Origin of the sequence: Pseudoalteromonas qingdaonensis (assembly GCF_038739665.1) — a bacterium.
GTDB lineage: Bacteria > Pseudomonadota > Gammaproteobacteria > Enterobacterales > Alteromonadaceae > Pseudoalteromonas > Pseudoalteromonas qingdaonensis.
On sequence record NZ_JBCGCU010000012.1, the window covers coordinates 1 to 22,001 of the forward strand.

The window sequence follows — 22,001 nt, forward strand, 5'->3', positions numbered from 1 at the left end:
TATTGAAGCCAAAGGAGGCGCTTCTGTCATACCCAAACGAAATTATGGCCAAGATATAGACAAGGACAGTGTCGATTGGTGTCTTTATAAATATAGGCACTTAGTTGAAAATGCATTCGCACGAATAAAACATTATCGTTCAATATCAACTAGATATGAAAAACTCGCGAGGAATTATGCCAGTATGGTGTCACTGGCATTTTCAATGATGTGGCTGCCGATGTATTGCTGAGTGAAATATGTACAGCAAAGATCAACAGGCCCTAGAAATAAGCCCAGGTATCTGGGTTTAGGGCAACCGTTCGCACCAAAGAATGCACCGCTCACCCCCCATCTTGTTGCTTGTTTCGTATGAGTAACTAAAGTGTTAAATGATTATTTTTGAAATGAGTACGACTTATGTTCAAGCAAAGCGGTTTTACTTTACTCGAGACCTTGATCGCCTTCATCGTTCTGGTTTTCGGTCTTCTGGGTGCCGTTGCACTGCAGGCAAAAGCCAAACAGGCTACTTATGATGCTATGCAGCGTGCGGCAGCGCTGGGCGTTGCCAACGATGTCATCGAACGTATCAAAGCCAATAGCGAAGGGGCGCTGGCCGGTAACTACAATGGCAATATAGCCAGCAGTGCGGATCAAGCCGGTGGTTATACGACTTGTATCGATAGCGGTTGCAGTGCCGGGCAGATTGCCAGCTTTGATATCGAGCATTGGCGCAAGTCAATTCGTGCAACCGATAATACAGGCTCATTATCCGATGCCATGATTTGTATTACGACCGCAGGTGGTGCTGATAATTTAAATATAAACGTGGTTATTTCCTGGGATTCACGGCAGAAGTTGGTCGCCAACGCTGACGCCGGAGCCGTCAAGGGAGATTGCGGCACCAATAGCGATAGCCGCCGTGTGTTAGCACTTAATTCATTTCTATTTGTGTAGGGAGCGACAATGGATATAAAGCACAACAGGGTCAATCGTAACGCTGGTTACACCCTATTAGAGCTAATGATCGCCATGGTTGTTGGCTTATTTCTACTGGGTGGTGTGATGTTTACCTACCTGAGTATGAAGGTAACTACATCGGATACGGTGGAAATGGGTGAGCTGCAAGAAACCGGACGTATTGCCCTGGATATTTTAGGTAAGGATCTGACCATGACAGGCTTTTTTGGCCGTTTGAATATCAACTCTTTAACTACAGCTGATGCCTCTGGGGTGACTGCTCCAACAGGGGATTGTATTGACGAGGTCTTTAGTATAGGCAGTTTTCCAGGTACGGGGGCTGTACCAAACTTTCCCGTACTCTACGGTGTTGTGGCAACAGACACGAAAAATCCACTAAGTTGTGTTGACCTTTCAGCTGAGATCAAGCCTAAGAGTAACAGTGATGTAATTCAAATTAAACGAGCTGCGGGTGAGGAAATGTCTGGTCAAAACACACAGACTGGCCAGTATTATGTGCAAACCACCTTATCTGATGCGCGCTTTATCGAAGGTGATGGTACTGCAATTCCATTTGAACTTGGTAAGGGCGTATGGCCTTACGAGCATCTAGTGTATTACGTCGGTGAGGATACTTATACCTCGGGCGATAAAGAGATTGCCGTGCCTGTGCTTATGCGTAAGCGTTTAGTTGGCGATCAAATGCAAACTGAGTCAGTACTTGAAGGTGTGGAAAATATTCGCTTTCTTTATGGCCTCGACAACGATGGCAATGGCGATGTGGATGAATATCTAGAAGCGGGCGACATGACGCCTGCACATTGGCAGCAATCTGGCACTACAAGTATTAAAACTGTGCAAGTATCTGTCTTAGTGCGTGCCACAAAAGAAGATCCTAATATGCAGTTGGAAAATAAAACCTATATATTGGGTGGAGATAACGCAGATACGCAGCGAGTATTAACGGGTGATGCTGTACCAGGTAACTATCGCCGCATGGTGTTTGTTTCAACCTTTAAGATTAACAATGCTGGAGGCAACCAATGGTTAATAGCAATTTAGGACGTACTCACCAACAAGGGGTGGTGCTGATTGCAGCCCTGGTTATGGTGTTGGTAGTGAGCGGCATTGCAGTAACGCTAATGAGTAGCAGTAGCGTGGATATGAAGGTTATTAATGCGGCGCAAGATTATGATGAGGCTCTTACTCAGGCTTATGCTGATAGTAGCCGCGCTATTTATGATGAAATAAAGGTAAATGGTGCTATTAATTTCACCAAGCCTAATTTAGCGCCATTCCCAATCGATGGTAGTAAACCGAATGATGAAACAGTGGTGTTAACCGCAACTGGCTCTAAAGCATCCTTGTCTTTGCTAAAGGCGCCTGGAGTGCCTAGCGCCACCAACTGCTCGCGTAAAAAATCGGCTCATGCCACTGGTGCCCAAATTAAATGCAGTCGAGACTTAAGGGTCGTTAGCTCAGTTGCTTATGGAAAAAACAATCGCCATACGGTCAGTGTGGTTGCCGGCATAGAGCAAGAGTCTCTGTAATACTAGCGGCACAAAATAATAGGTGAACGACATGAAAGTTTTTAAAAAATTAGCTTTGCTGTGCGCACTTTCTGTGCCCGCCGCAATACATGCTGAAGATATAGAAGTTTATGTAGGTAATATGGGCGCCACGGGCGCCAAAGCCAAGGTGCTGATAATAATTGATAACTCCGGTAGTATGAATGAAGGGGTTATTGCTCCTCCTCCTTATAACACCAATGAGGAGTACCCAGGTGTTGGGGCGGGTAATGCTTTTGATGATGGTTTTTTCTTCTATTCTGTCGGTATTCCCATCGATGAAATCGCTGCGAGTGAAATAGAGAATCGCTCCGATGCAAAACGATTTAAAATGGAGCTTAATGGCTGTGACGCCGCAAAAGAAGCTCTAGCCAAATACGGTTATTTTACCGGGAAAATGCTTGAGTTTTCATCTAAAAAGAATGGTGGTTGGATAAACCTGATAAATAACAATGGCGCTGATATGAAAAACCCCATTGATTGTTTGGCTGATTTTCATAACGATGATGGTGATAATGCCTTTCAATCTCCGGTAGACACCAAAACGCAGATAGAACAGTATTTGAAAGTTGATGGAAAGAGTTCTGCAAATTACGATGGGCTTAAGGGTTTTCCCTCAAACAGTAATTATGGCAAAAGCCATAACCCATTTTTTGGTTACAGTGGCGAGGTTCCTCATTCCCAATACGATCGTTCAGACATGGAGGCTGAGTTCGAAAATGCTAATGTAGTTACACTTTATTCTCCTAACTATATCCGTTGGTATATAGCTAACAAGGATAAACAAGATAACAAGATTGATAAGATCGAAGTGGCTAAAGAAACAATAAGAACAACTCTTGGTACAACCCCAGATGCCGAGTTTGCTCTTATGCTATATAACTTGAATTTCCCCGAAGAAAACACAAGAGATGGGGGGCGTATAGTTGCAGGATTTGGACAGGATGAAAATATCGTCGATATAATTACCTCTATTGAAGGTCAAACGAACACACCTTTGTGTGAGACCTTGTTTGAAGCTTACAATTATTTTGGTGGTCATAATGTGTTGTTTGGTGATGACGATACGGACTGTAATGCCACCAGCGAACAGAGCGGTGCATGTGCCCGACTTGATTATACGGCGAATATTCCTGAATTTGATAAGTCTACAACAATAGACGGCGCTGGTACCATTTATAAAACTCCCTATACTAACCGTGGCGGTTGCGCCGAAGATATCAGCATTATTTATATTACAGATGGTGCGCCTACCATAGATAACGCGGCTGATATATCAATAAGAACCCTTTTTAATAATTATGTTACTGGCCAAATTCCCAAAGTAACCCCTTCAACTGCGCCTGATGTAGATGATTTGATTAAATACGAAGAAGTAGTAGAGGGAGATGACGGCGACCCGGTAGTCACGACACAAATAAGCTATTTACCAGCGCTTGCTCACTATATGAAAAAGCAGGATATTAATCAGAATATCTCAGGTAATCAGACCGCTACCCTATACACGGTTGGTTTTGGTGGAGGGGCCCCTGAGGCTCTTCTAAAAAAAGCCGCTCATGAGGGAGGTGGCGAGTATTATTCAGCTAACAGCGGTGAGGAATTGCAACTAGCTCTTCAAAAGTCAGTCGGTGATATTCTCTCGAAATCGAGTTCATTTACGGCCCCATCGGTTGCCAGTAATAACTTTGACCGTACGCAAACCTCGGACTCCGTTTATTACGCCATGTTTTTACCTACGGAAGGTGCTCGCTGGGCCGGCAACTTGAAAAAGTTAAAAGTGTCTGGTGGCAAAGTGGTAGATAAAAATGGTGTTCCGGCGCTTGATGGTGACGGTAATATTAAATCGGGTAATGACATAGTAACCACATTTTGGAGTGCAGCCCCAGATGGGGATGAGGTTCGTGCCGGTGGTGCCAACTATGTACTATCACAGCTAAGCGTTGATAATCGCAAAGTATATTCCAATCTTGACAATGAGAGTAATACGCTGCTCGAACTAGACGCTGAAAAAGTTAAAACTTTTTATGGTGGTGAAGATAAAGCGGCTATTGAACTGGGGGTTTCCACCACAGAGATCACAAACGTGATTAACTGGGCACGCGGTTTCGATGTCGATGATGAAGATAATGATAGTCAAACCGGTGATATACGCCAGGATATTATGGGTGACCCTTTGCACTCCCGCCCAGTGGCACTGACTTACCCTGATGGTGAAATAAAAATTATTATGGGAACTAATGCAGGCTTTGTGCACTTGTTCTCGGATAAAAATAATACCTTAACCGAAGAGTGGAGTTTTATTCCTCATGAGCTGCTAAGTAATTTAAAGACCTTGCGTAACAACGAATCGGGCGAGAAAGTCTATGGTATGGATGGCACCGCCACAGTTCATTTTAACGATGCTAATAACAATGGCATAGTTGATGGTGATGACAAGGTATGGGTCTTTATCGGCATGCGCCGTGGTGGTTCTTCATATTATGCTTTGGATATTTCAGGGAGTGAGCCAGAGCTTATGTGGTCTTTGGACAATAGTACTCCAGGAATGGGTCAGCTAGGACAAACCTGGTCAAACCCCGTTATTACCTACCTTAAAGGGTATCGTGATGCTGCTGGCAATGATGAGCCCATCTTGGTATTTGGTGCTGGTTATGACACAAACAAAGACACGGGCTTCGGAGCAGATAATGTCGGCCGTGGTATCTATATGGTTAAAGCTAGTGATGGTAGTCTAGTTGGTAAGTTCACCAATGGTGATTCAAGCGGTGGCATTGCCTTCGAAGGCGAGCATGGCATTGTCGGTGAAGTCGCTATGTTAGATAGTGATTATGATGGCTATACTGACCGTATGTACGCCAGCGATACCGGTGGTAATGTGTGGCGATTCGATATGCCTAGTACTGATAAGAGCACCTGGTCTGTGTTCCATTTTGCCGCGTTAAGTAATTCAGAAATACTATCGGAGCAGCGTCGCTTCTTTTATGGCCCCTCGGTAGCTCGTACTTATTATACGCAAGTAAAAACCACCACAATTGATGGTGAAGAGTATATAACCAGACAGGAGCTACCTTATGAGGCCGTGTTGGTGGGCAGTGGTAACCGTTCTCACCCGTTGGAAACGGTCGAGAGCAACTTCCTCTATATGTTGCGCGATACAAATACCACAACAAAGTCTTTTACAGATGCTTTAGATAATGTACCTACGACATTAACAACTTTGGATTTAATGAATATTTCAGCTTCACCATTTGAAGATGTTGAGTCCAGTAGTGATGCATTTATAGAGCTTGAGAAAGAAATGAGCAGCTTCCAAGGCTGGTATTACTCACTAAGCCCAACCGAAAAATCACTAGCTAAACCTACAGTGTTATTTGGCGTTGCTTATTTTACTTCCTTTACCCCAAGAGAAGAGAATGATCTTGAAAACTGTGTGCTTGCCGGTGGTATGGGGCGCTTATACGCATTTAACCTACACTATGGCTCCAGTGTGTATGACTTTGGTCATTCCCTGGACTTAGGCGATAAGATCCCGCCACCGCCGACCTTTGTAGTGGAAGATGAGTTTTATTGCTTAAACTGTGGTACCGATGACGAATCTGAACCTGATACGCCGGATAATGGTAAGTTGTTAGAGTTAATCGGGGTAGATGAAAACGATCCGACTAAAACAACCAAGCCAGGCTTTAGAACCATACAAAACTATATCTTCCGTCAAGAGGACAATAACTAATGGAACGAGGTAACGGATTTACTCTAATTGAATTGATGATTACGGTGGCTATAGTCGGTATCTTAGCGGCTATTGCCTATCCGAGTTATCAGAGCTTTGTTATTAGCAGTGCCCGCTCCGAAGCCATGAGTGCGGTACTTGATGCGGCCAGTAAGCAAGAGCAGTATTTTGCCGATAACCGTGAGTACACTACGGACATAAGCAAGTTGGGCTTAAATACTAAAACTGAATCAGGTTTATACGCCTTATCGGCCACCGTAGATGGTCAAACGTTCGAAATAACTGCCACTCCCGATGGAGGCGTGGCGTTAAAAGATACCAAGTGTACTAAATTCACCATATCCGAGGTTGGCGTGAAAGGCTCAGACGGAACCGCCGATGTCGATACTTGTTGGAAGAGGTAAGCTATGAAAATTTCATCAAAATTAATGCTAGCGGGTGCCTTGGTTGCCTTGTCATCAAGTGTCTATGCTAAATCGCTGAATGGTTATAAGTGTTATGCCTTGTTAGAAGACAATACCTTTGCCGTTATCGATGTGGAGATAAAGCAAAAAAGTAAGGCGCAAGCAGCCAATGCAGCTATTGCAGAAGGCCATAAATACCCAGGCAAAAAGCTGCAACGGGTAGCCGAAATTCAGCAGTGCGTTTTACGCAGTGAAGAGTTTGCCGATGCCAATGCGCGTAAACTGGATGAGTTGAAGCTGCGTTAGTCTTTATTGAGCTAGCCTCTCTCTTGTTGAAAATGCCAGCATAGCTGGCATTTTTTATTTTCAGCCCCTCAACAACACTTAACAGAATTGGTCTTAATTACATTTATCGCTATCTTCAAGTAAGCGAATTCGGCCGACTAGACTTACAGTAATACGCATTGCGGGTTGGTTTAATTTGGGCTCTGCTGAGCAATAGACAAAGCTGCCGTTATTAAAGCCCAGCAACATACCTGTGGGTTTAAAGCTGACACCGGTTCGTGAATAGCTGATGTTGTCGCCTGAACGAGGAGGGGAGATAACACGCAGGATCTGTTCGTTAGTATTGCGCTGTTGGTCTTTATTTTCATCAACGAAAATCATTATGTCGTTTTGCCAGGAATCAGTGCATTGCTGGGCAATGCTAGGGCAGATCCTGACAAACTGATTATGGTAGATGGCGTAGGTGCGAGCCGACATCACATTGCGATGCAGGGTCTGCATATAGTTGGTGCGGCGATTAGTGAGTTGTAGATCACCAAAGCTAAACAGGGCGATGCTGATAAGAATAGCGGCTATTGAGATAGCAACCATTAATTCGACCAGTGTCATACCTAAGGTGGCATGATGTGTATAAACCAGAGATTGTGCTTTCATCCTTGAAGCCCATATCTAATCCTTTAACTGTAAGAGTAGTTCCCTTCTTAGGAATCGCAAGTATCAGTCGTTTTACCTAGGTCGCGAATGGTGCCCCCAAGTATCACCTGAAGCTTAATATTGTATTTATTGTCGCTGCTTGGGCAATAAACAAAGCTTGGAGTTGCACCCACTTGGCCTTTTTCATCAAACCTAATTGTTGAAGAGGAAGCTTTTAATTTGCTATTAGAAACAAGAGAAGACAATGAGCGCAGTAAAATATCGTTGTCTTTTTCAAAACTGCCGTTGTTGTCGATATCGGAAAACATAATGATGGTGCCTGTCATCCAGTCCGCTGCACAAGCACCATCAGAGCCTGGATTTTCCATGGCACACATGATCACAGGGTCGCCTGTTGTCATGGCTTTGGCGCGGGCAAACTTAACCTGACGCTTAAATTCTATGGCGAAGTTATTGGCTTTTTCTTTATTCGTCATTTGTGTGGTGTTGAATAAAGCAATACCCAGCAAGATAGCTGCAATGGCGATTGTGACCATCAGTTCAATAAGGGTAAAACCGCGTTGTTTTGTAAAGTGATGATTTTTCATTGCATCGTCCTGTCGGTGTAATTATATTAATTTTAACACCATTAACGCATTAGTCACCCTTTTGGTGTTTGCGTCGCCGTCAACAATTGACTAAAATCGGCGCATCTACCAGCGCAAGAACGAAAATATGAAAAAAGTAGAAGCCATCATCAAGCCATTTAAATTGGACGACGTACGAGAAGCCTTATCTGAGGTGGGTATCACAGGTATGACGGTATGCGAAGTGAAAGGCTTTGGCCGTCAAAAAGGGCACACTGAGCTTTATCGTGGCGCCGAGTACATGGTCGATTTTTTGCCTAAAGTGAAGCTGGATATTGTTCTTGCCGATGAAGATGTTGATCGTGCCATCGAAGTAATAGTGAGCACGGCACAAACGGGCAAAATTGGTGACGGTAAAATTTTTGTGACCGATGTCGAGCGTGTAGTACGTATCCGTACTCAAGAAGAAGACGAACAAGCCATCTAATACCAATTACATTAATAGAATTGGTATTTAAGCTATAAAAAAATCCGATGTGTTGAGCATCGGATTTTTTAGTATCTGAGTTAAGCTGTTTAACGGCTTAACGTTTATTTCTGTTTAATTCCAGTGTTTGTCTGGTGTGCGCCGCCATATCGTCAAGGCCAAGCTTTTCATAGCTTTTCACCATCATTTCCAGTGCCGGGATTAAATAGCTGCTTTGCGAGAAATGCTCAACCACATATTTGCCGCGGTTTGCCGCCGCTAAATAGGCTTCACGCTCATAATAATAATTAGCCACCTTTAGCTCATTGCGGGCCATTTTATTTAGCAGCCATACCAGGCGACGTTTGGCTTCGGGAGCATATTTACTCTCAGGATAGCTATTGATCAGAGTCGATAAATCGGCAAAAGCCACACGAGTGCGCTGGGCATCGCGGTCGGCGCGGTCAACGCCAAAATATTCCTGAAACGCATTTTCATCCGCCTTGATATTTACCAAGCCACGCATGTAGTACATGTAATCCAGGTCTTTATGGTTGGGGTTTAAGCGAATAAAACGGTCGATGGTAGCCAAGGCCTGCTCGGTATTGCCAGTTTGATAGTGGGCGTAGACCAAGTCCATCTGTACTTGTTTAGAAAATGGACCAAAAGGGTAGCGAGCATCAATGGCCGATAGCAATTCTATTGCACGGGCATAAAGACCCGAGTCTAGCGTTTGGCGCGCGTCTTCATAAAGCGCTTGCGCCGATTTATTAGGCACGCGTTCTATTTCTTCTTGCTCTGGTGCCGATGAACATGCGCTAAGTAAGGAGGCCGTAAATACGACTGCTAATGCCCGTTTACTTATTTTATTTATCATTAATTAGGTACCTTAGTTGTCTTTGGCTAGGCCAAGTAGGTAAAACCGAGTAAACTATGCGAATTATGCGATTCTAACCCAGTCAAGCAGACCTTGCACTGGTAAATTAGGTAAAACTTGCTTATGGCAGAACAAATTTCCCTTAGTGCAGATGTTCCCGTAGAGCTCGGCGGTAAACGTCTAGACCAGATTCTGGCGCAATTGTTCCCGGATTATTCTCGCTCGCGCATTAAAACTTGGATTCTCGATGACATGGTGCATGTTAACGGCCTTGTGGTAAACACCCCGCGCGAAAAATTGTTGGGGGGAGAACAGGTTAACATCGAAGCCCAACTGGAAGCACCGCGCGAATATGAGGCTCAGGACATCGACTTGAATATCGTTTATGAAGACGATGATATTTTAGTTATTAACAAGCCAGCGGGCTTGGTTGTGCACCCAGGTGCAGGTAACCCAGATGGCACAGTGCTTAATGCCTTGTTGCATCACTGCCCGGAAATCGAAAATGTGCCGCGTGCCGGCATAGTACATCGACTGGATAAAGATACCACGGGTCTTATGGTGGTAGCCAAAACTGTACCGGCACAAACGCACCTGGTGGCGGCGCTGCAAAAGCGCGATAACTTTACCCGTGAGTATGAGGCCATTTGTTATGGCACCATGACGGCGGGTGGCATGGTGGATGCGCCAATAGGCCGTCACGCGACTAAACGTACCCATATGGCGGTAACCGAGGCTGGTAAGCCGGCGGTCACTCATTACCGAGTTGCTGAGAAATTCCGTGCTCATACGCGTCTGCGTTTGCGTTTGGAGTCTGGACGTACGCACCAAATCCGTGTGCATATGGCACATATTAGCCACCCCTTGGTAGGTGATCCCTTCTATGGTGGTCGACCGCGTCCGCCGAAAAATGCCAGTGAAGAGTTTATCGGTGTGTTGCGTGGCTTTAAACGCCAGGCTCTGCATGCGATTAAGCTGCAACTTGCACACCCGATCACAGGTGAGCAAATGCGTTGGCAGGTACCTGTGCCCGAGGATATGGTTGCCCTGACCGAAGCCTTGCGTCTGGATACCCAGCTAAATGGTCACGAAGACTATTAATTCCAGTCTGTTCGAACCGAATTGGCTTGCACCCGCGCCCACGCAAGTGGGTGCATTGCAAACCACTCGCCAGGGCGGGGTCAGTCAAGGGGCATATCAGGGTTTTAATCTCGGCTATCATGTCGGTGATGATAACGCCTTGGTTGCCCAAAACCGTGCTTTGCTGAATGCTTGCCTGCCTGCACCGGCACACTATGTGCAGCAGGTGCACGGCACCCATATCCATACCCTTATCGATCAAAGCGATACCAGCCATATCGAAGCGGACGGCTTATTCACCCGCTGCGCCCAAACACCCCTTGCTATTATGACAGCAGATTGCCTGCCGGTTTTACTTGCCAGTGATGATGGTGAAGAAATTGCTGCCTTGCACTGTGGTTGGCGCTCTTTGCAAGGGGGGATCATCGAAAAGGCCATCCCATTATTTAATGCTCCGGCGGCACAGGTATGCGCCTGGCTAGGACCGGCAATTGGCCCCTTGGCATTTGAGGTCGGCGCCGAGGTAAAGGCACAGTTCCTTGCCCTTGATAATGCCCATAAGCTTGCCTTTAAACCCCATGGCGATAAGTTCCTTGCCGACTTACCTCTATTGGCAACACAAAAACTGCAAGGCCTTGGTGTGACCGCTATTGCCGATGCGCAGCAATGCACTTATTCATTGACCGAGAAATACTTCTCTTATCGTCGCGATGGTCAAACCGGACGCATGGCAAGTGTGATCTGGCGCAAATAATCGTCCGTTTTTTGCTCGTTCATCTTGAACATTGTCTAACCCGCACCCATTAATTAGCTAATCAAACTATTTAGTGGAAACAGATACATGCGTTTAGACAAATTTACGAGTAAATTCCAACAAGCGCTTTCCGATGCTCAATCTTTGGCACTGGGGCGCGATCATCAATTTATTGAACCCGTCCATCTTATGTATGCGCTGCTGCAGCAAAGCGGCTCAAGCGTGCGTGCCTTATTTGCCCAAGCCGGCGTCAGTGCCGATGAACTCAATACCAAGCTCTCACAGGCGATTGAAAAACTTGTTAAGGTTGAAGGCGTCGGTGGCGATGTGCAGTTGTCGAACAACATGGTGACCTTGCTTAACCTGTGCGACAAATACGCGCAAAAGCGAAAAGACAAATACATCTCCAGCGAAATTTTTGTTCTTGCCGCCTGCGATGACAAGGGCCCGCTGGGCGATATTTTCAAGGCGCTGAACATTAACAGTAGCAAGGTAGAAACCGCCATAGAAGCACTGCGCGGCGGACAAAAAGTAGATGACCCAAATGCCGAAGAAACCCGTCAGGCCTTGGAAAAATTCACCATAGATCTCACCGAGCGCGCCGAGCAAGGCAAGCTTGACCCTGTGATTGGCCGTGATGAAGAAATTCGTCGCACCGTGCAGGTATTGCAACGTCGTACCAAGAATAACCCTGTGCTTATAGGCGAGCCGGGTGTGGGAAAAACCGCGATTGTTGAGGGCTTGGCCCAGCGTATTATTAATGGTGAGGTGCCCGAGGGCCTTAAAAACAAGCGAGTCTTGTCGCTGGACATGGGCGCCCTGGTGGCCGGTGCTAAATACCGAGGTGAGTTTGAAGAGCGCTTAAAGTCGGTGCTTAATGAGCTGGCCAAGGAAGAAGGGCAGGTGATCCTCTTTATCGATGAGATACATACCATGGTCGGTGCCGGTAAAGCCGATGGCGCCATGGATGCGGGAAATATGCTAAAGCCGGCCTTGGCTCGCGGTGAGCTGCACTGTGTTGGGGCGACGACCTTGGATGAGTATCGCCAATATATTGAAAAGGATGCCGCCCTTGAGCGTCGCTTCCAAAAAGTGTTAGTGGATGAGCCCAGCGTTGAAGACACGATTGCCATTTTACGTGGCTTAAAAGAGCGTTATGAGCTGCACCATTCGGTGGAGATCACCGACCCGGCTATTGTTGCGGCGGCGCATTTGTCGCACCGTTATATTAGCGACCGTCAGTTACCGGACAAGGCCATTGATCTTATCGATGAGGCCGGCTCGTCCATTCGTTTACAAATAGACTCTAAGCCGGAGGCGTTAGACCGCCTTGAGCGCCGTATTATTCAGCTGAAGCTGGAAGATAATGCATTGGCGAAGGAAAAAGACGAGGCCTCTCAAAAGCGCCGCGAAGAAATGCAGGGGCTTATTAAAGAGCTCGAAGACGAATATGCCGAGCTTGACGAAGTTTGGAGCGCAGAAAAGGCTTCCTTGCAGGGCACCCAAGTGATCAAGGCGGAGCTGGAGCAGGCTCGTTTGGATTTAGATGTGGCGCGTCGTGCCAGCGATTTACAGCGCATGTCTGAGCTGCAATATGGCCGTATTCCTGAGCTTGAGCGCAAGCTGGACCTTGCATCGCAAGCCGAAATGCAGGATATGAGCCTGTTGCGCAATAAGGTGGGCGAGGATGAAATTGCCGAAATTCTGTCGCGCTGGACAGGTATTCCAGTGGCGAAAATGCTCCAAGGCGAGCGCGAGAAGCTGTTGCAAATGGAACAGGAGCTGCACCAGCGAGTGATAGGTCAGGATGAGGCGGTGACCGCGGTGGCCAATGCCATTCGTCGCTCTCGTGCCGGATTGGCCGACCCTAATCGCCCCATAGGTTCCTTTTTATTCCTGGGGCCAACGGGTGTGGGTAAAACCGAGCTAACTAAGGCCTTGGCCCAGCTGATGTTTGACACCGAAGATGCCATGGTACGTATCGATATGTCCGAGTTTATGGAAAAACACTCCGTTGCTCGTTTAGTGGGTGCGCCTCCTGGTTATGTTGGTTATGAAGAAGGGGGTTACCTCACGGAAGCAGTACGTCGTCGTCCCTACTCGGTGATCTTGCTTGATGAGGTGGAAAAAGCGCACCCGGATGTGTTCAATATTTTGCTTCAGGTGCTCGATGACGGCCGTTTAACCGATGGTCAGGGACGTACCGTGGACTTTAAAAATACGGTGATCATTATGACCTCAAACCTGGGTTCGGATGTGATCCAAGAGGAAGCGGGTAAAAACGACTACGCCACCATGAAAGAGAAGGTCATGATGGTGCTAGCGCAGCAGTTCCGCCCCGAGTTTATAAACCGTATTGATGAAACCGTGGTCTTCCACCCGCTGGCAAGCGAACATATCAAGCAGATTGCCGATATTCAGTTGGCGAAACTGTATGAACGCCTTACTGAGAAGGGCTTTAGCCTTGAGGTTACCGATGAAGCCCTGGCTAAACTGGCGCAAAGTGGTTTTGATCCTGTGTATGGCGCTCGCCCGTTGAAGCGTGCCATTCAGCAGGCCATTGAAAACCCGTTGGCGCAGAAGCTGCTCAGTGGTGAGTTAACAACGGGCAGTAACATTTGCATCGATGCCGATGAGAATGGCTTTATCTTTACCGGTAAATAAATTTAATCTTCTAATACATAACAAGGCGGCCTGTTTTTGGCCGCCTTTTTTATTGTCTCTGCGCGGCGGTAATGTCAATATAGAGCTATTAATTCGAACAAACAGAGTTGCTTATGACACGCGACTATCAAGCCATGGCTATTCAGGCCTTTGGTGAGCCCGGTGTACTTAAACCCATTTCGCTGGCCTATCCCACAGTTGCAGGCGATGAGGTCTTGGTTAAGGTACTTAGTGCGGCCATTAATCCCATTGATGTGAAAACCCGTGCCGGTATAGGTTTTGCCGCCGAGCAGAACAAGCATAATCTGCCCCTGGCTCTGGGTTATGATCTCTACGGTGAGGTGGTCGAGTGTGGCGAGCAGGTTGCAGGCCTGCAAGGTGGCGATCTGGTTATGGGCATGGTTGGATTTGCCGCGCATCCAGGCACCTATGCACAATATGCCAAGGCCCGTGGTAACGAGTTGATCAAAGTCGATAAAGAGAGCGCAGAGCCTGTGTTAGCTGGTCTTTGTCTTGCCGGACTGACCGCATTTCAAGCCATTAATAAACTCGAATGCCCGAAAAGTCTGCCTTTGTATGTAAACGGTGCCAATGGCAGTGTCGGTTCGCTGGCGCTGCAAATAGCCGCCAATATGGGCTATCGGGTGGTGGCAATCACCCGCAGTGCATTACCCCAAGAGTTAGCGGATCGCTTTGAGCAAATCAGTTATGATGACTTTGTTAAATCATCGGCCAAGCGTTATTTGCTTGATGTGGTGGGCATGGAAGTGGGCATGCACTGTTTACAGGGTTTGTCCGCACAAAGTGTGATGGTGACTGTGCCGACCTTATCGCAGGCGCAAATTATCGCAGCGGCTCAGGAGCAAAGGGTCCAAGCTAAGGGGGTGCTGGTGGTAAAAAACACCTCGCAATTACAGCGCCTTTATTCTTGGTATTGCCAAGATAAGCTAAAGTTAGCACACAGGTGTATGCCTTTAAGTACAGCGGGGGTGGCGCATCAGCAAATCGAGCAAAATAGCAGCAAAGAGAAAGTAATTTTACTGCCCTGGTCTTGAGTAATGAGCTATGCCCCCCATAACAACACAATTGAGCTGACGCTCCAGAGGTAGAACTTTTTGACTTGTACACAATTACAGCAGCGACTGAGCGCTTTATCGGCGCCATCGGAATTGGCGGCGATAGTAGGCATACAACGTGGTATTGAGCGTGAGGCATTGCGCACGAATAAGCAGGGCGGTTTGTCGACGCGTCCGCATCCCGTTGCCATCGGCTGCGCCCTGACCAATTCAATGATCACTACCGACTTCTCCGAAGCCTTATTAGAATTTATTACCCCGGTGAGTGATGACCCAAAAGAAACACTGGCACAGCTAAGGGACTTACAAAAGTTCACCCTTGAAGAACTCGACGGTGAGTTGCTGTGGCCCGTGAGCATGCCCTGTTACATTCAAAGCCAAGAGGAAATCCCTTTGGCCCAGTTTGGTAGCTCCAACATAGGGCGAATGAAAACCCTGTATCGTGAAGGCCTAAAAAATCGTTATGGCAGTATGATGCAGGCCATCGCTGGTGTGCACTTTAATATTTCATTCCCGCAGAGCTTGTGGCGCAGCCTGCAAAGCCAAAGCGGCGATAGTGGTGATTTACAGGCTTTTATTTCCGACGGTTACCTTGGGCTTATTCGTAATTTTAAGCGCGAATTATGGCTGATCAGTTATTTGTTCGGCGCTTCGCCGGCCCTGTGCAGCTCTTTCTTGGAAGGGCGCAAAACTGACTTGCCCTTTAAATCGCTCGGTAAGGGGTCTTTATATCTTGAACATGGCACGGCGCTGCGTTTAGGCGATCTCGGTTATACCAATAGCGCCCAGTCCAGTTTAAAGGTCATGTATAACTCCCTTGAAGAATACGTTGACGGTCTGAAAAAGGCGATCAGCCTGCCTTCAAATTTATATCAGAACTTGGCAGATTATCACGCAGCCGTGCCGCAGCAGCTCAACAAGAATATTTTGCAAATAGAAAACGAGTTTTACTCGCCTATTCGCCCTAAGCGTAATGCCCGCTCCGGTGAAAAACCAACAGAAGCCCTGTTACGTGGTGGCATTGAATATATCGAGATCCGTGCTTTGGATGTGAATCCCTTTGCCGATACCGGTATCGACTTACAGCAAATTTATTTCCTCGATGTATTTCTAACCTACTGCCTGCTTAAGGCCTCGCCACAGATGAGCTGGGAAGAGCAAACGCAAACTCAGGAAAACCTCGATCAGGTAGTCAATCAGGGCCGTAACCCTGAGCTTATGCTCGTTCGCAATGCTCAAGAGGTCTCGTTAACTCAGTGGGCCGGCGATATTTTTGCTGAGCTCGCACTGGTCGCTGACTATATGGATATGGCCCATGGTGTGAGTCATTACAGTGAAACGGTTAATGAGCTTGCAACCTGGGTAGATGCTCCTGAAAAAACCACCTCAGGACGTTATATGGCGAAGCTATTGGCCGCGAATACGGACAATGGTGTATTTGCCTTGGAGCTGGCTAAGGAATACCTGGAGCAACATCAGAAGTGGCAATATCACAGCTTTGATAAAGCCTATTTGCAGCAACAGGCTGAGCAGTCGGTGGTGGCGCAAAAAGAGATTGAAGCGGCGGATACCTTGAGTTTTGAAGCCTTTTTGGATGACTATTTTAAGGGATAGTTTCAGGAATAAAAAAAGCGCGGCTAAGGTAGCCGCGCAAATTATTCTACAGGGATGAAACAATGCTAAACTGCTGCATTCATATACTCAGACTGGGCCCAAAGGAGTTAGTTCAAAAAAAATGAAAAAAATTTCGACTTTATTGCTGCTGACTCTGTATTTGTCCGGTTGTGCCACCGCGCCACCAAAGCAACCCGATGATATCTGTAAGATTTTTGAAGAAAAGGAAGATTGGTATTTTGATGCCAAAGATGCCCAGGAAAAGTGGGGATCGCCGAAACATGTGCTGATGGCCATGATGTATCAGGAAAGCTCTTTTAAACACGATGCCGCACCACCTATGGAATACTTTCTTGGTTTTATTCCCATAGGCCGTGCCAGCGATGCCTATGGTTATTCTCAGGCGAAAACCCTGACCTGGGAAGATTATACCCGTGAAACCGATAATGGCGGTGCCGACAGAGACGACTTTGACGATGCCATCGACTTTATGGCCTGGTTTGTGTGGAAAACCCATAAGGTTAACGGCATATCTAAATGGGATGCCTATGCCCAATACCTTAATTATCACGAAGGCTGGGGCGGCTTTAAGCGCGGCACTCACAATAATAAAAAGTGGTTACTAAGCGTGGCCAGCAAGGTGAAGCAACGGGCTGGACGTTATGGCGCTCAGTTAAAGCGTTGTGAGGCCGATTTAGACAAGAGTTGGCTGGAGCGCTTGTTCTCTTAACCACCTCAATTACCTTAATAAAAGACAGTAAAAACGGCGCCAGAGCGCCGTTTTTTGATTGTGCGAGTTATCTGTATTTAGTAAACCTTGTCATTTCCAAGGAGAAACACAGATAACTGAGCCACGTTGATTTTTCTAGTTTTTCTTACGCTTTTTCGGTGGGATAACGCGCACTAGCTTAATCATGTTTTCTTTTACTTCCAGTACCTCGATAGGATAGCCGGCGATTTTTAAGCCCAGGTTGGCATCGGGAATATCTTCAAGATATTCAACGATTAAGCCGCTTAGGGTTTTAGGTCCGTCGATAGGCAGTTTCCAGCCCATTTCCTTATTGAGGTCGCGAATATTGGCGCCGCCTTCAACCAGCACAGAGCCGTCGGCCTGAACATTAACTTCCTCGCTCGGGGCGCGAGTTTGGGTGGTGGTAAAGTCACCAACCACTTCCTCGAGAATATCCTCAAGCGTTACCAGGCCTTGAATATCACCGTATTCATCGACAACAAGGCCGATACGCTCTTTAACGTTTTGGAATTTATGTAACTGGGTGTTGAGCGAAGTCCCTTCAGGAATATAGTAAATTTCCCGTACCGCTCGTAGCAGGGAGTTTTTGTTAAACTGCTCCTTGGTGAGCAAACGCAGGGCATCACGGGCGTGGATAAAGCCTACCGCATCGTCGATTTGGTCACGATACAGAAGCACGCGGGTGTGCTGAGCATTAGTCAGCTGTTTGCTGATCACTTTCCAATCGTCATTGATATCTATGGCGTTGATTTCGTTACGCGGGATCATTATGTCTTCAACCGTGACCTGCTCGAGGTCTAAAATCGAGGTCAGCATGCTTTTGTGTTTGGCCGGTAACAGGGCGCCAGACTCACTTACCACGGTTTTTAATTCTTCTTTACTCAGGCTGTGCTCTTCAATTTCCTGAGTCGATACACCAAACAGGCGCAGCATGCCATTGGTCATGGCATTAACCACAACAACCAAAGGATAAAGCACTTTTAACAGGAATTTGAGGATCACCGAGCTGGGGAAGGCCACTTTTTCTGGGTACAGAGCCGCTAGGGTTTTTGGTGTAACCTCGGCAAAAATAAGCACGACCAGGGTTAGTGCAAAGGTGGCGATAGCAATACCCATATCGCCATACAAACGTAAACCGATAATGGTGGCAACCTGGGCGGCGGCGATATTAACTAGGTTGTTACCGATAAGAATTAAACCGATCAGTCTGTCCGGGCGGTTCAGTAGCTTGCTGACACGCTTGGCGGCAGGGTGATTTTCTTTTTCTAGATGCCTAAGACGTATCCGGTTTATAGACATGATGCCGGTTTCAGAGCCGGAAAAGTAGCCCGAAATCAATATGAGTATGCCCAAGATTATAAACAGGGTACTCGTCGATATGTCGTCCAAAGAAGGATCCTTTTGTAGTTAGTCAGGGTATATTAAGCGGTACTCAAAGCCCAGAGTCAAGCCCGCTTATGCTGGTCTGTTTGTGGTTGCTTAAAAACGATGCAAAATCACTTCTTGAACAAAGCGACTACCGAAGTAGGCAAGCGTTAATAAAGCGGCACCGACCATAATGGTGATGACCGAGGACTTGCCACGCCAGCCTTTAAGATGACGTCCGAAAACCACGGTGGCAAAGATCGCCCAAGCGAGCAGAGATAAGATGGTTTTATGGGCATATTCTTTGCTGATCATGGTATCGACAAAGATAAAGCCCGACAGCAGCGCTAAGGTCAACAGCGCCGTGCCCACGGTAACCAATTGGTACAGTTGGCGCTCAACCACCATAAGTGGCGGCAAATGGCTGTAGACTATGGCCAGGTCTTTGCGCTTGAGGCGCTTATCGATAAAGTAAAATTGTACCGCGTACAAGGTCGCGATAATCAAAATACAGTAGGCCAGTAATGACAAGGTGATATGGGTAACCAGACCTGCCTCAAGGTGAATATTCTGCACTATCAGATGGTGCGGCATAAACAGGCTGGCAAACAGCAAAATAGCAGCAAAGCCATAGACCACAGGCAACAGCAGGGTGGCCGGGAACTTTAACGACACCGCAGTAACCGAGAGCACAATAACCCAGCAGGTTAATAAAGAGACATTAATAAAGCTGACATCCTGACCCTGATTGGTAAAGACCGAATTTACCAATAGTACCATGTGCGTCAAAATAGCCAGGGTGCTGAGGATCACCGTCGTTTTCTGTGAAGGCCCTTGGGTGTGGAATAAGCGTGTTAAAACGTGCACCGTCGCCGCAGCGTAAAAAACACAACTCAGTAATGTCAAAACCGTGATCAGCATAATGACCTTTATAAGGAATTAAATGAATGCTTTAAAAGGACATTGTATGTAATGCACACACGCTTGCCTAGATCTAATTATGTGAATCCATTGCACTTGCCACTGGGATTTGCCCCTCGCTTTCAGTTATAATCGCCGCCAAGTTAGTAGCAACGGACTCGTTAGCGATGTTTGAAAACCTTCAGGAACGATTAGGAAAGACCCTAAAAAATATTAGTGGCCGCGGCCGTCTTACCGAAGACAATATTAAAGAAACGCTGCGCGAAGTACGTATGGCGCTACTTGAGGCCGACGTTGCCCTGCCTGTAGTACGTGAATTTGTAAAGCAGGTTAAAGAGCGTGCGGTTGGCACGGAAGTAACAAAAAGCCTAAGCCCAGGTCAGGTTTTCATTAAAATCGTCCGCGAAGAACTTGAAAAAGCCATGGGTGAGGCCAACGAAGAGCTCAACCTCAATGCCCAGCCACCGGCTGTAGTCATGATGGCGGGTCTTCAAGGTGCTGGTAAAACCACCAGTGTGGGTAAACTGGCTAAGTTCTTAAAAGAGCGTAAGAAAAAATCTGTGCTTGTGGTCAGTGCCGACGTATATCGTCCGGCGGCGATTAAACAGCTGGAAACCCTGGCCAACGAAGTTGACGTTGAATTTTTCCCCAGTGACATCAGCCAAAAGCCGGTTGATATTGCCACTGGCGCCATTAGCCACGCGAAGAAAAAGTTTATCGATGTGGTGCTGGTGGATACCGCCGGTCGTTTGCATGTCGACAGCGACATGATGGATGAAATCAAAGAGCTACACGCAGCCATCAATCCTATTGAAACCTTATTCGTTGTTGACTCAATGACGGGTCAGGATGCCGCCAATACAGCTAAAGCCTTCGATGAAGCATTGCCGCTTTCCGGTGTGATCCTGACTAAAACAGACGGTGATGCCCGCGGTGGTGCGGCGCTGTCAATTCGTCATATCACTGGCAAGCCGATTAAATTTATCGGTGTGGGTGAGCGTACCGATGCCCTAGAGCCTTTCCACCCAGACCGGGTAGCTTCACGAATTCTTGGCATGGGCGACGTACTGTCGCTTATCGAAGAAGTGGAGATGAAGATTGATAAGGATAAAGCCGCTAAGGTTGCCGACAAGGTATTTAAAGGTGATGGCTTTACCTTAGAAGATTTTGCCGAGCAGCTGCGCCAAATGAAAAACATGGGCGGCATGATGTCCATGCTTGATAAGTTACCGGGCATGAACAACTTGCCGGATACGGTAAAAGGCCAAATGAGCGACAAAACCTTTGTGCAAATGGAAGCCATTATAAACTCTATGACGCCTAAAGAGCGTGCTCGTCCGGAAATCATCAAGGGCTCGCGTAAAAAGCGTATTGCTGCGGGCTCGGGCACTCAGGTGCAGGAAATCAATAAACTGTTGAAGCAATTTACGCAAATGCAGAAGATGATGAAGAAGATGAAAGGTAAAGGCGGCATGATGAAAATGATGCGCGGCATGAAGGGCATGCTACCACCGGGTATGATGGGTGGCCCAGGCGGTCCTAAGTTTTAAGCCTTTAATCGCTTTAACAAGCGAGATAGAAAAAGCGTGACACGAGTCGCGCTTTTTTTATGTATTTGCAAAGCTCAAGAGCACATGAAATAGTGACAGCCTAAGCTCCTGCCTAAAACGGTTGTGATCATGTTGCGAGTTTTGCTCTTAGTTTTATTCTTCACTGGCGTGAGCGGCTGTGCCAACTCAGATTGGCGCACCGCCAGTCGTGAACCCGCTGGTATTGCTATGCCTGTTTCGCAGCCACAAGCGGTTATCGAGTTTTATGCCGCCGATGCCTTTGGCTGGCGCGGCTGGTTTGCGGTGCATACCTGGTTCGCCATTAAAGAGCAGGGCGCCGATGAATATACTGTGTACGAAGTGGTGGGTTGGGGCGTTGACCAGGGACGCCCGGCACTGCGCACCTATCAAACCAGTACTCCGGACAGATACTGGTATGGTGCCAGGCCAGAGAAGTTTTTATCCATCAGTGGCAAACAGGCACAACAACTTATTCCTAAGATAAAAGCTGCGGCCACGCGCTACCCTTGGGCTCATAAATACACCTTGTTCCCTGGGCCAAACAGCAACACCTTTCCCGCCTGGATAGGCTTGCAGGTGCCCGAGCTGCAATTGAAAATGCCCTTTTCAGCCATCGGCAGTGGCTATGCCTCAGACAAAGCCTCGGGTGACGTTAAGTAAGTTCGCTTTGTTATGCTGGAAAAGAGAAAGCAATAACACTGCTCGTTTTAGCATCA

At 47.1% G+C, this 22,001-nt stretch carries 21 protein-coding genes; 16 read left to right on the forward strand and 5 right to left on the reverse strand.

Going from position 1 to position 22,001, the window contains the following annotated elements:
- The 7 genes from WCN91_RS11060 to WCN91_RS11090 form a co-directional block, all read left to right on the forward strand.
- Window positions 1–232, forward strand: a 232-nt coding sequence (locus WCN91_RS11060; RefSeq protein ID WP_342679035.1) for a transposase, incomplete at its 5' end; no start/stop codon positions are given.
- A gap of 167 nt (window positions 233–399) precedes the next feature.
- On the forward strand, window positions 400–936 hold the full coding sequence (gene pilV / locus WCN91_RS11065) for a type IV pilus modification protein PilV (protein WP_342679037.1): 537 nt from the start codon (window positions 400–402) through the stop codon (window positions 934–936).
- Window positions 937–945: 9 nt separating this feature from the next.
- Entirely contained in the window at window positions 946–2,001 is a 1,056-nt protein-coding gene (locus WCN91_RS11070; RefSeq protein ID WP_342679039.1) for a PilW family protein, read from the forward strand.
- Window positions 1,983–2,489, forward strand: a complete 507-nt coding sequence (locus WCN91_RS11075) for a pilus assembly PilX family protein (protein WP_342679041.1) — start codon at window positions 1,983–1,985, stop codon at window positions 2,487–2,489. The genes WCN91_RS11070 and WCN91_RS11075 overlap by 19 nt, the downstream gene beginning before the upstream one ends.
- 31 nt (window positions 2,490–2,520) lie before the next feature.
- Window positions 2,521–6,237 carry a pilus assembly protein gene (locus tag WCN91_RS11080; protein WP_342679043.1) on the forward strand — a complete coding sequence of 1,239 codons (3,717 nt, stop codon included), beginning with the start codon at window positions 2,521–2,523 and terminating at the stop codon, window positions 6,235–6,237.
- The gene (locus WCN91_RS11085) at window positions 6,237–6,641 is read left to right on the forward strand and encodes a type IV pilin protein (protein WP_342679045.1); all 405 of its coding nucleotides are present in this window, start codon (window positions 6,237–6,239) and stop codon (window positions 6,639–6,641) included. The genes WCN91_RS11080 and WCN91_RS11085 overlap by 1 nt, the downstream gene beginning before the upstream one ends.
- A gap of 3 nt (window positions 6,642–6,644) precedes the next feature.
- Window positions 6,645–6,947: a hypothetical protein gene (locus WCN91_RS11090; RefSeq protein ID WP_342679047.1), complete on the forward strand. Its 303-nt coding sequence runs from the start codon at window positions 6,645–6,647 to the stop codon at window positions 6,945–6,947.
- A gap of 93 nt (window positions 6,948–7,040) precedes the next feature.
- Here the strand turns inward: WCN91_RS11090 and WCN91_RS11095 are convergent, their stop codons facing one another.
- Window positions 7,041–7,580 (reverse strand): GspH/FimT family pseudopilin, encoded by a 540-nt coding sequence (locus tag WCN91_RS11095; RefSeq protein ID WP_342679049.1) that lies wholly within the window; start codon window positions 7,578–7,580, stop codon window positions 7,041–7,043.
- 47 nt (window positions 7,581–7,627) lie between these two features.
- Window positions 7,628–8,167: a GspH/FimT family pseudopilin gene (locus WCN91_RS11100; RefSeq protein WP_342679051.1), complete on the reverse strand. Its 540-nt coding sequence runs from the start codon at window positions 8,165–8,167 to the stop codon at window positions 7,628–7,630.
- A 127-nt stretch (window positions 8,168–8,294) separates the two neighbouring features.
- Between WCN91_RS11100 and glnB the strand changes: the two genes are divergently transcribed.
- Complete coding sequence (gene glnB / locus WCN91_RS11105; protein ID WP_105190133.1) at window positions 8,295–8,633, forward strand: nitrogen regulatory protein P-II; 339 nt, start codon at window positions 8,295–8,297, stop codon at window positions 8,631–8,633.
- A 97-nt stretch (window positions 8,634–8,730) separates the two neighbouring features.
- On the opposite strand, the gene WCN91_RS11110 is transcribed toward glnB, so the two are convergent.
- A complete protein-coding gene (locus WCN91_RS11110) occupies window positions 8,731–9,489 on the reverse strand; it encodes an outer membrane protein assembly factor BamD (protein ID WP_342679056.1) in 759 nt (252 codons plus the stop codon).
- Window positions 9,490–9,612: 123 nt separating this feature from the next.
- On the opposite strand from WCN91_RS11110, the gene rluD reads away from it, so the two are divergent.
- The 6 genes from rluD (at window position 9,613) to WCN91_RS11140 (ending at window position 17,407) form a co-directional block, all read left to right on the forward strand.
- A complete protein-coding gene (rluD, locus tag WCN91_RS11115; RefSeq protein WP_342679058.1) occupies window positions 9,613–10,590 on the forward strand; it encodes a 23S rRNA pseudouridine(1911/1915/1917) synthase RluD in 978 nt (325 codons plus the stop codon).
- Complete coding sequence (gene pgeF, locus WCN91_RS11120; RefSeq protein ID WP_342679060.1) at window positions 10,571–11,323, forward strand: peptidoglycan editing factor PgeF; 753 nt, start codon at window positions 10,571–10,573, stop codon at window positions 11,321–11,323. Before rluD ends, pgeF begins: the two co-directional genes overlap by 20 nt.
- An 87-nt stretch (window positions 11,324–11,410) precedes the next feature.
- Window positions 11,411–13,987, forward strand: coding sequence for an ATP-dependent chaperone ClpB (gene clpB / locus WCN91_RS11125; protein WP_342679062.1), 2,577 nt, complete (start codon window positions 11,411–11,413; stop codon window positions 13,985–13,987).
- A 113-nt stretch (window positions 13,988–14,100) separates the two neighbouring features.
- Window positions 14,101–15,042 carry an alcohol dehydrogenase catalytic domain-containing protein gene (locus WCN91_RS11130; RefSeq protein WP_342679064.1) on the forward strand — a complete coding sequence of 314 codons (942 nt, stop codon included), beginning with the start codon at window positions 14,101–14,103 and terminating at the stop codon, window positions 15,040–15,042.
- Between the two features lie 60 nt (window positions 15,043–15,102).
- On the forward strand, window positions 15,103–16,677 hold the full coding sequence (gene gshA, locus WCN91_RS11135) for a glutamate--cysteine ligase (RefSeq protein ID WP_342679066.1): 1,575 nt from the start codon (window positions 15,103–15,105) through the stop codon (window positions 16,675–16,677).
- A 121-nt stretch (window positions 16,678–16,798) separates the two neighbouring features.
- Window positions 16,799–17,407: a transglycosylase SLT domain-containing protein gene (locus WCN91_RS11140; protein ID WP_342679068.1), complete on the forward strand. Its 609-nt coding sequence runs from the start codon at window positions 16,799–16,801 to the stop codon at window positions 17,405–17,407.
- Between the two features lie 135 nt (window positions 17,408–17,542).
- On the opposite strand, the gene WCN91_RS11145 is transcribed toward WCN91_RS11140, so the two are convergent.
- Window positions 17,543–18,817, reverse strand: a complete 1,275-nt coding sequence (locus WCN91_RS11145; protein WP_342679070.1) for an HlyC/CorC family transporter — start codon at window positions 18,815–18,817, stop codon at window positions 17,543–17,545.
- A 90-nt stretch (window positions 18,818–18,907) separates the two neighbouring features.
- The gene (locus tag WCN91_RS11150; protein WP_342679072.1) at window positions 18,908–19,714 is read right to left on the reverse strand and encodes a cytochrome C assembly family protein; all 807 of its coding nucleotides are present in this window, start codon (window positions 19,712–19,714) and stop codon (window positions 18,908–18,910) included.
- Between the two features lie 167 nt (window positions 19,715–19,881).
- On the opposite strand from WCN91_RS11150, the gene ffh reads away from it, so the two are divergent.
- Together ffh and WCN91_RS11160 are read left to right on the forward strand one after the other, a co-directional pair.
- Window positions 19,882–21,264, forward strand: coding sequence for a signal recognition particle protein (gene ffh, locus WCN91_RS11155; RefSeq protein WP_342679074.1), 1,383 nt, complete (start codon window positions 19,882–19,884; stop codon window positions 21,262–21,264).
- A 129-nt stretch (window positions 21,265–21,393) separates the two neighbouring features.
- Window positions 21,394–21,945 carry a DUF3750 domain-containing protein gene (locus WCN91_RS11160; protein ID WP_342679076.1) on the forward strand — a complete coding sequence of 184 codons (552 nt, stop codon included), beginning with the start codon at window positions 21,394–21,396 and terminating at the stop codon, window positions 21,943–21,945.
- Window positions 21,946–22,001: the final 56 nt, after the last annotated feature.

Excerpts from the sequence above, each read along its gene's own strand:
- pilV (WP_342679037.1), top strand. The coding sequence starts at position 400 with ATGTTCAAGCAAAGCGGTTTTACTTTACTCGAGACCTTGATCGCCTTC.
- WCN91_RS11070 (WP_342679039.1), top strand. The coding sequence starts at position 946 with ATGGATATAAAGCACAACAGGGTCAATCGTAACGCTGGTTACACCCTA.
- WCN91_RS11075 (WP_342679041.1), top strand. The coding sequence starts at position 1,983 with ATGGTTAATAGCAATTTAGGACGTACTCACCAACAAGGGGTGGTGCTG.
- WCN91_RS11080 (WP_342679043.1), top strand. The coding sequence starts at position 2,521 with ATGAAAGTTTTTAAAAAATTAGCTTTGCTGTGCGCACTTTCTGTGCCC.
- WCN91_RS11085 (WP_342679045.1), top strand. The coding sequence starts at position 6,237 with ATGGAACGAGGTAACGGATTTACTCTAATTGAATTGATGATTACGGTG.
- WCN91_RS11090 (WP_342679047.1), top strand. The coding sequence starts at position 6,645 with ATGAAAATTTCATCAAAATTAATGCTAGCGGGTGCCTTGGTTGCCTTG.
- WCN91_RS11095 (WP_342679049.1), bottom strand. The coding sequence starts at position 7,580 with ATGAAAGCACAATCTCTGGTTTATACACATCATGCCACCTTAGGTATG.
- WCN91_RS11100 (WP_342679051.1), bottom strand. The coding sequence starts at position 8,167 with ATGAAAAATCATCACTTTACAAAACAACGCGGTTTTACCCTTATTGAA.
- glnB (WP_105190133.1), top strand. The coding sequence starts at position 8,295 with ATGAAAAAAGTAGAAGCCATCATCAAGCCATTTAAATTGGACGACGTA.
- WCN91_RS11110 (WP_342679056.1), bottom strand. The coding sequence starts at position 9,489 with ATGATAAATAAAATAAGTAAACGGGCATTAGCAGTCGTATTTACGGCC.
- rluD (WP_342679058.1), top strand. The coding sequence starts at position 9,613 with ATGGCAGAACAAATTTCCCTTAGTGCAGATGTTCCCGTAGAGCTCGGC.
- pgeF (WP_342679060.1), top strand. The coding sequence starts at position 10,571 with ATGGTCACGAAGACTATTAATTCCAGTCTGTTCGAACCGAATTGGCTT.
- clpB (WP_342679062.1), top strand. The coding sequence starts at position 11,411 with ATGCGTTTAGACAAATTTACGAGTAAATTCCAACAAGCGCTTTCCGAT.
- WCN91_RS11130 (WP_342679064.1), top strand. The coding sequence starts at position 14,101 with ATGACACGCGACTATCAAGCCATGGCTATTCAGGCCTTTGGTGAGCCC.
- WCN91_RS11140 (WP_342679068.1), top strand. The coding sequence starts at position 16,799 with ATGAAAAAAATTTCGACTTTATTGCTGCTGACTCTGTATTTGTCCGGT.
- WCN91_RS11150 (WP_342679072.1), bottom strand. The coding sequence starts at position 19,714 with ATGCTGATCACGGTTTTGACATTACTGAGTTGTGTTTTTTACGCTGCG.
- ffh (WP_342679074.1), top strand. The coding sequence starts at position 19,882 with ATGTTTGAAAACCTTCAGGAACGATTAGGAAAGACCCTAAAAAATATT.
- WCN91_RS11160 (WP_342679076.1), top strand. The coding sequence starts at position 21,394 with ATGTTGCGAGTTTTGCTCTTAGTTTTATTCTTCACTGGCGTGAGCGGC.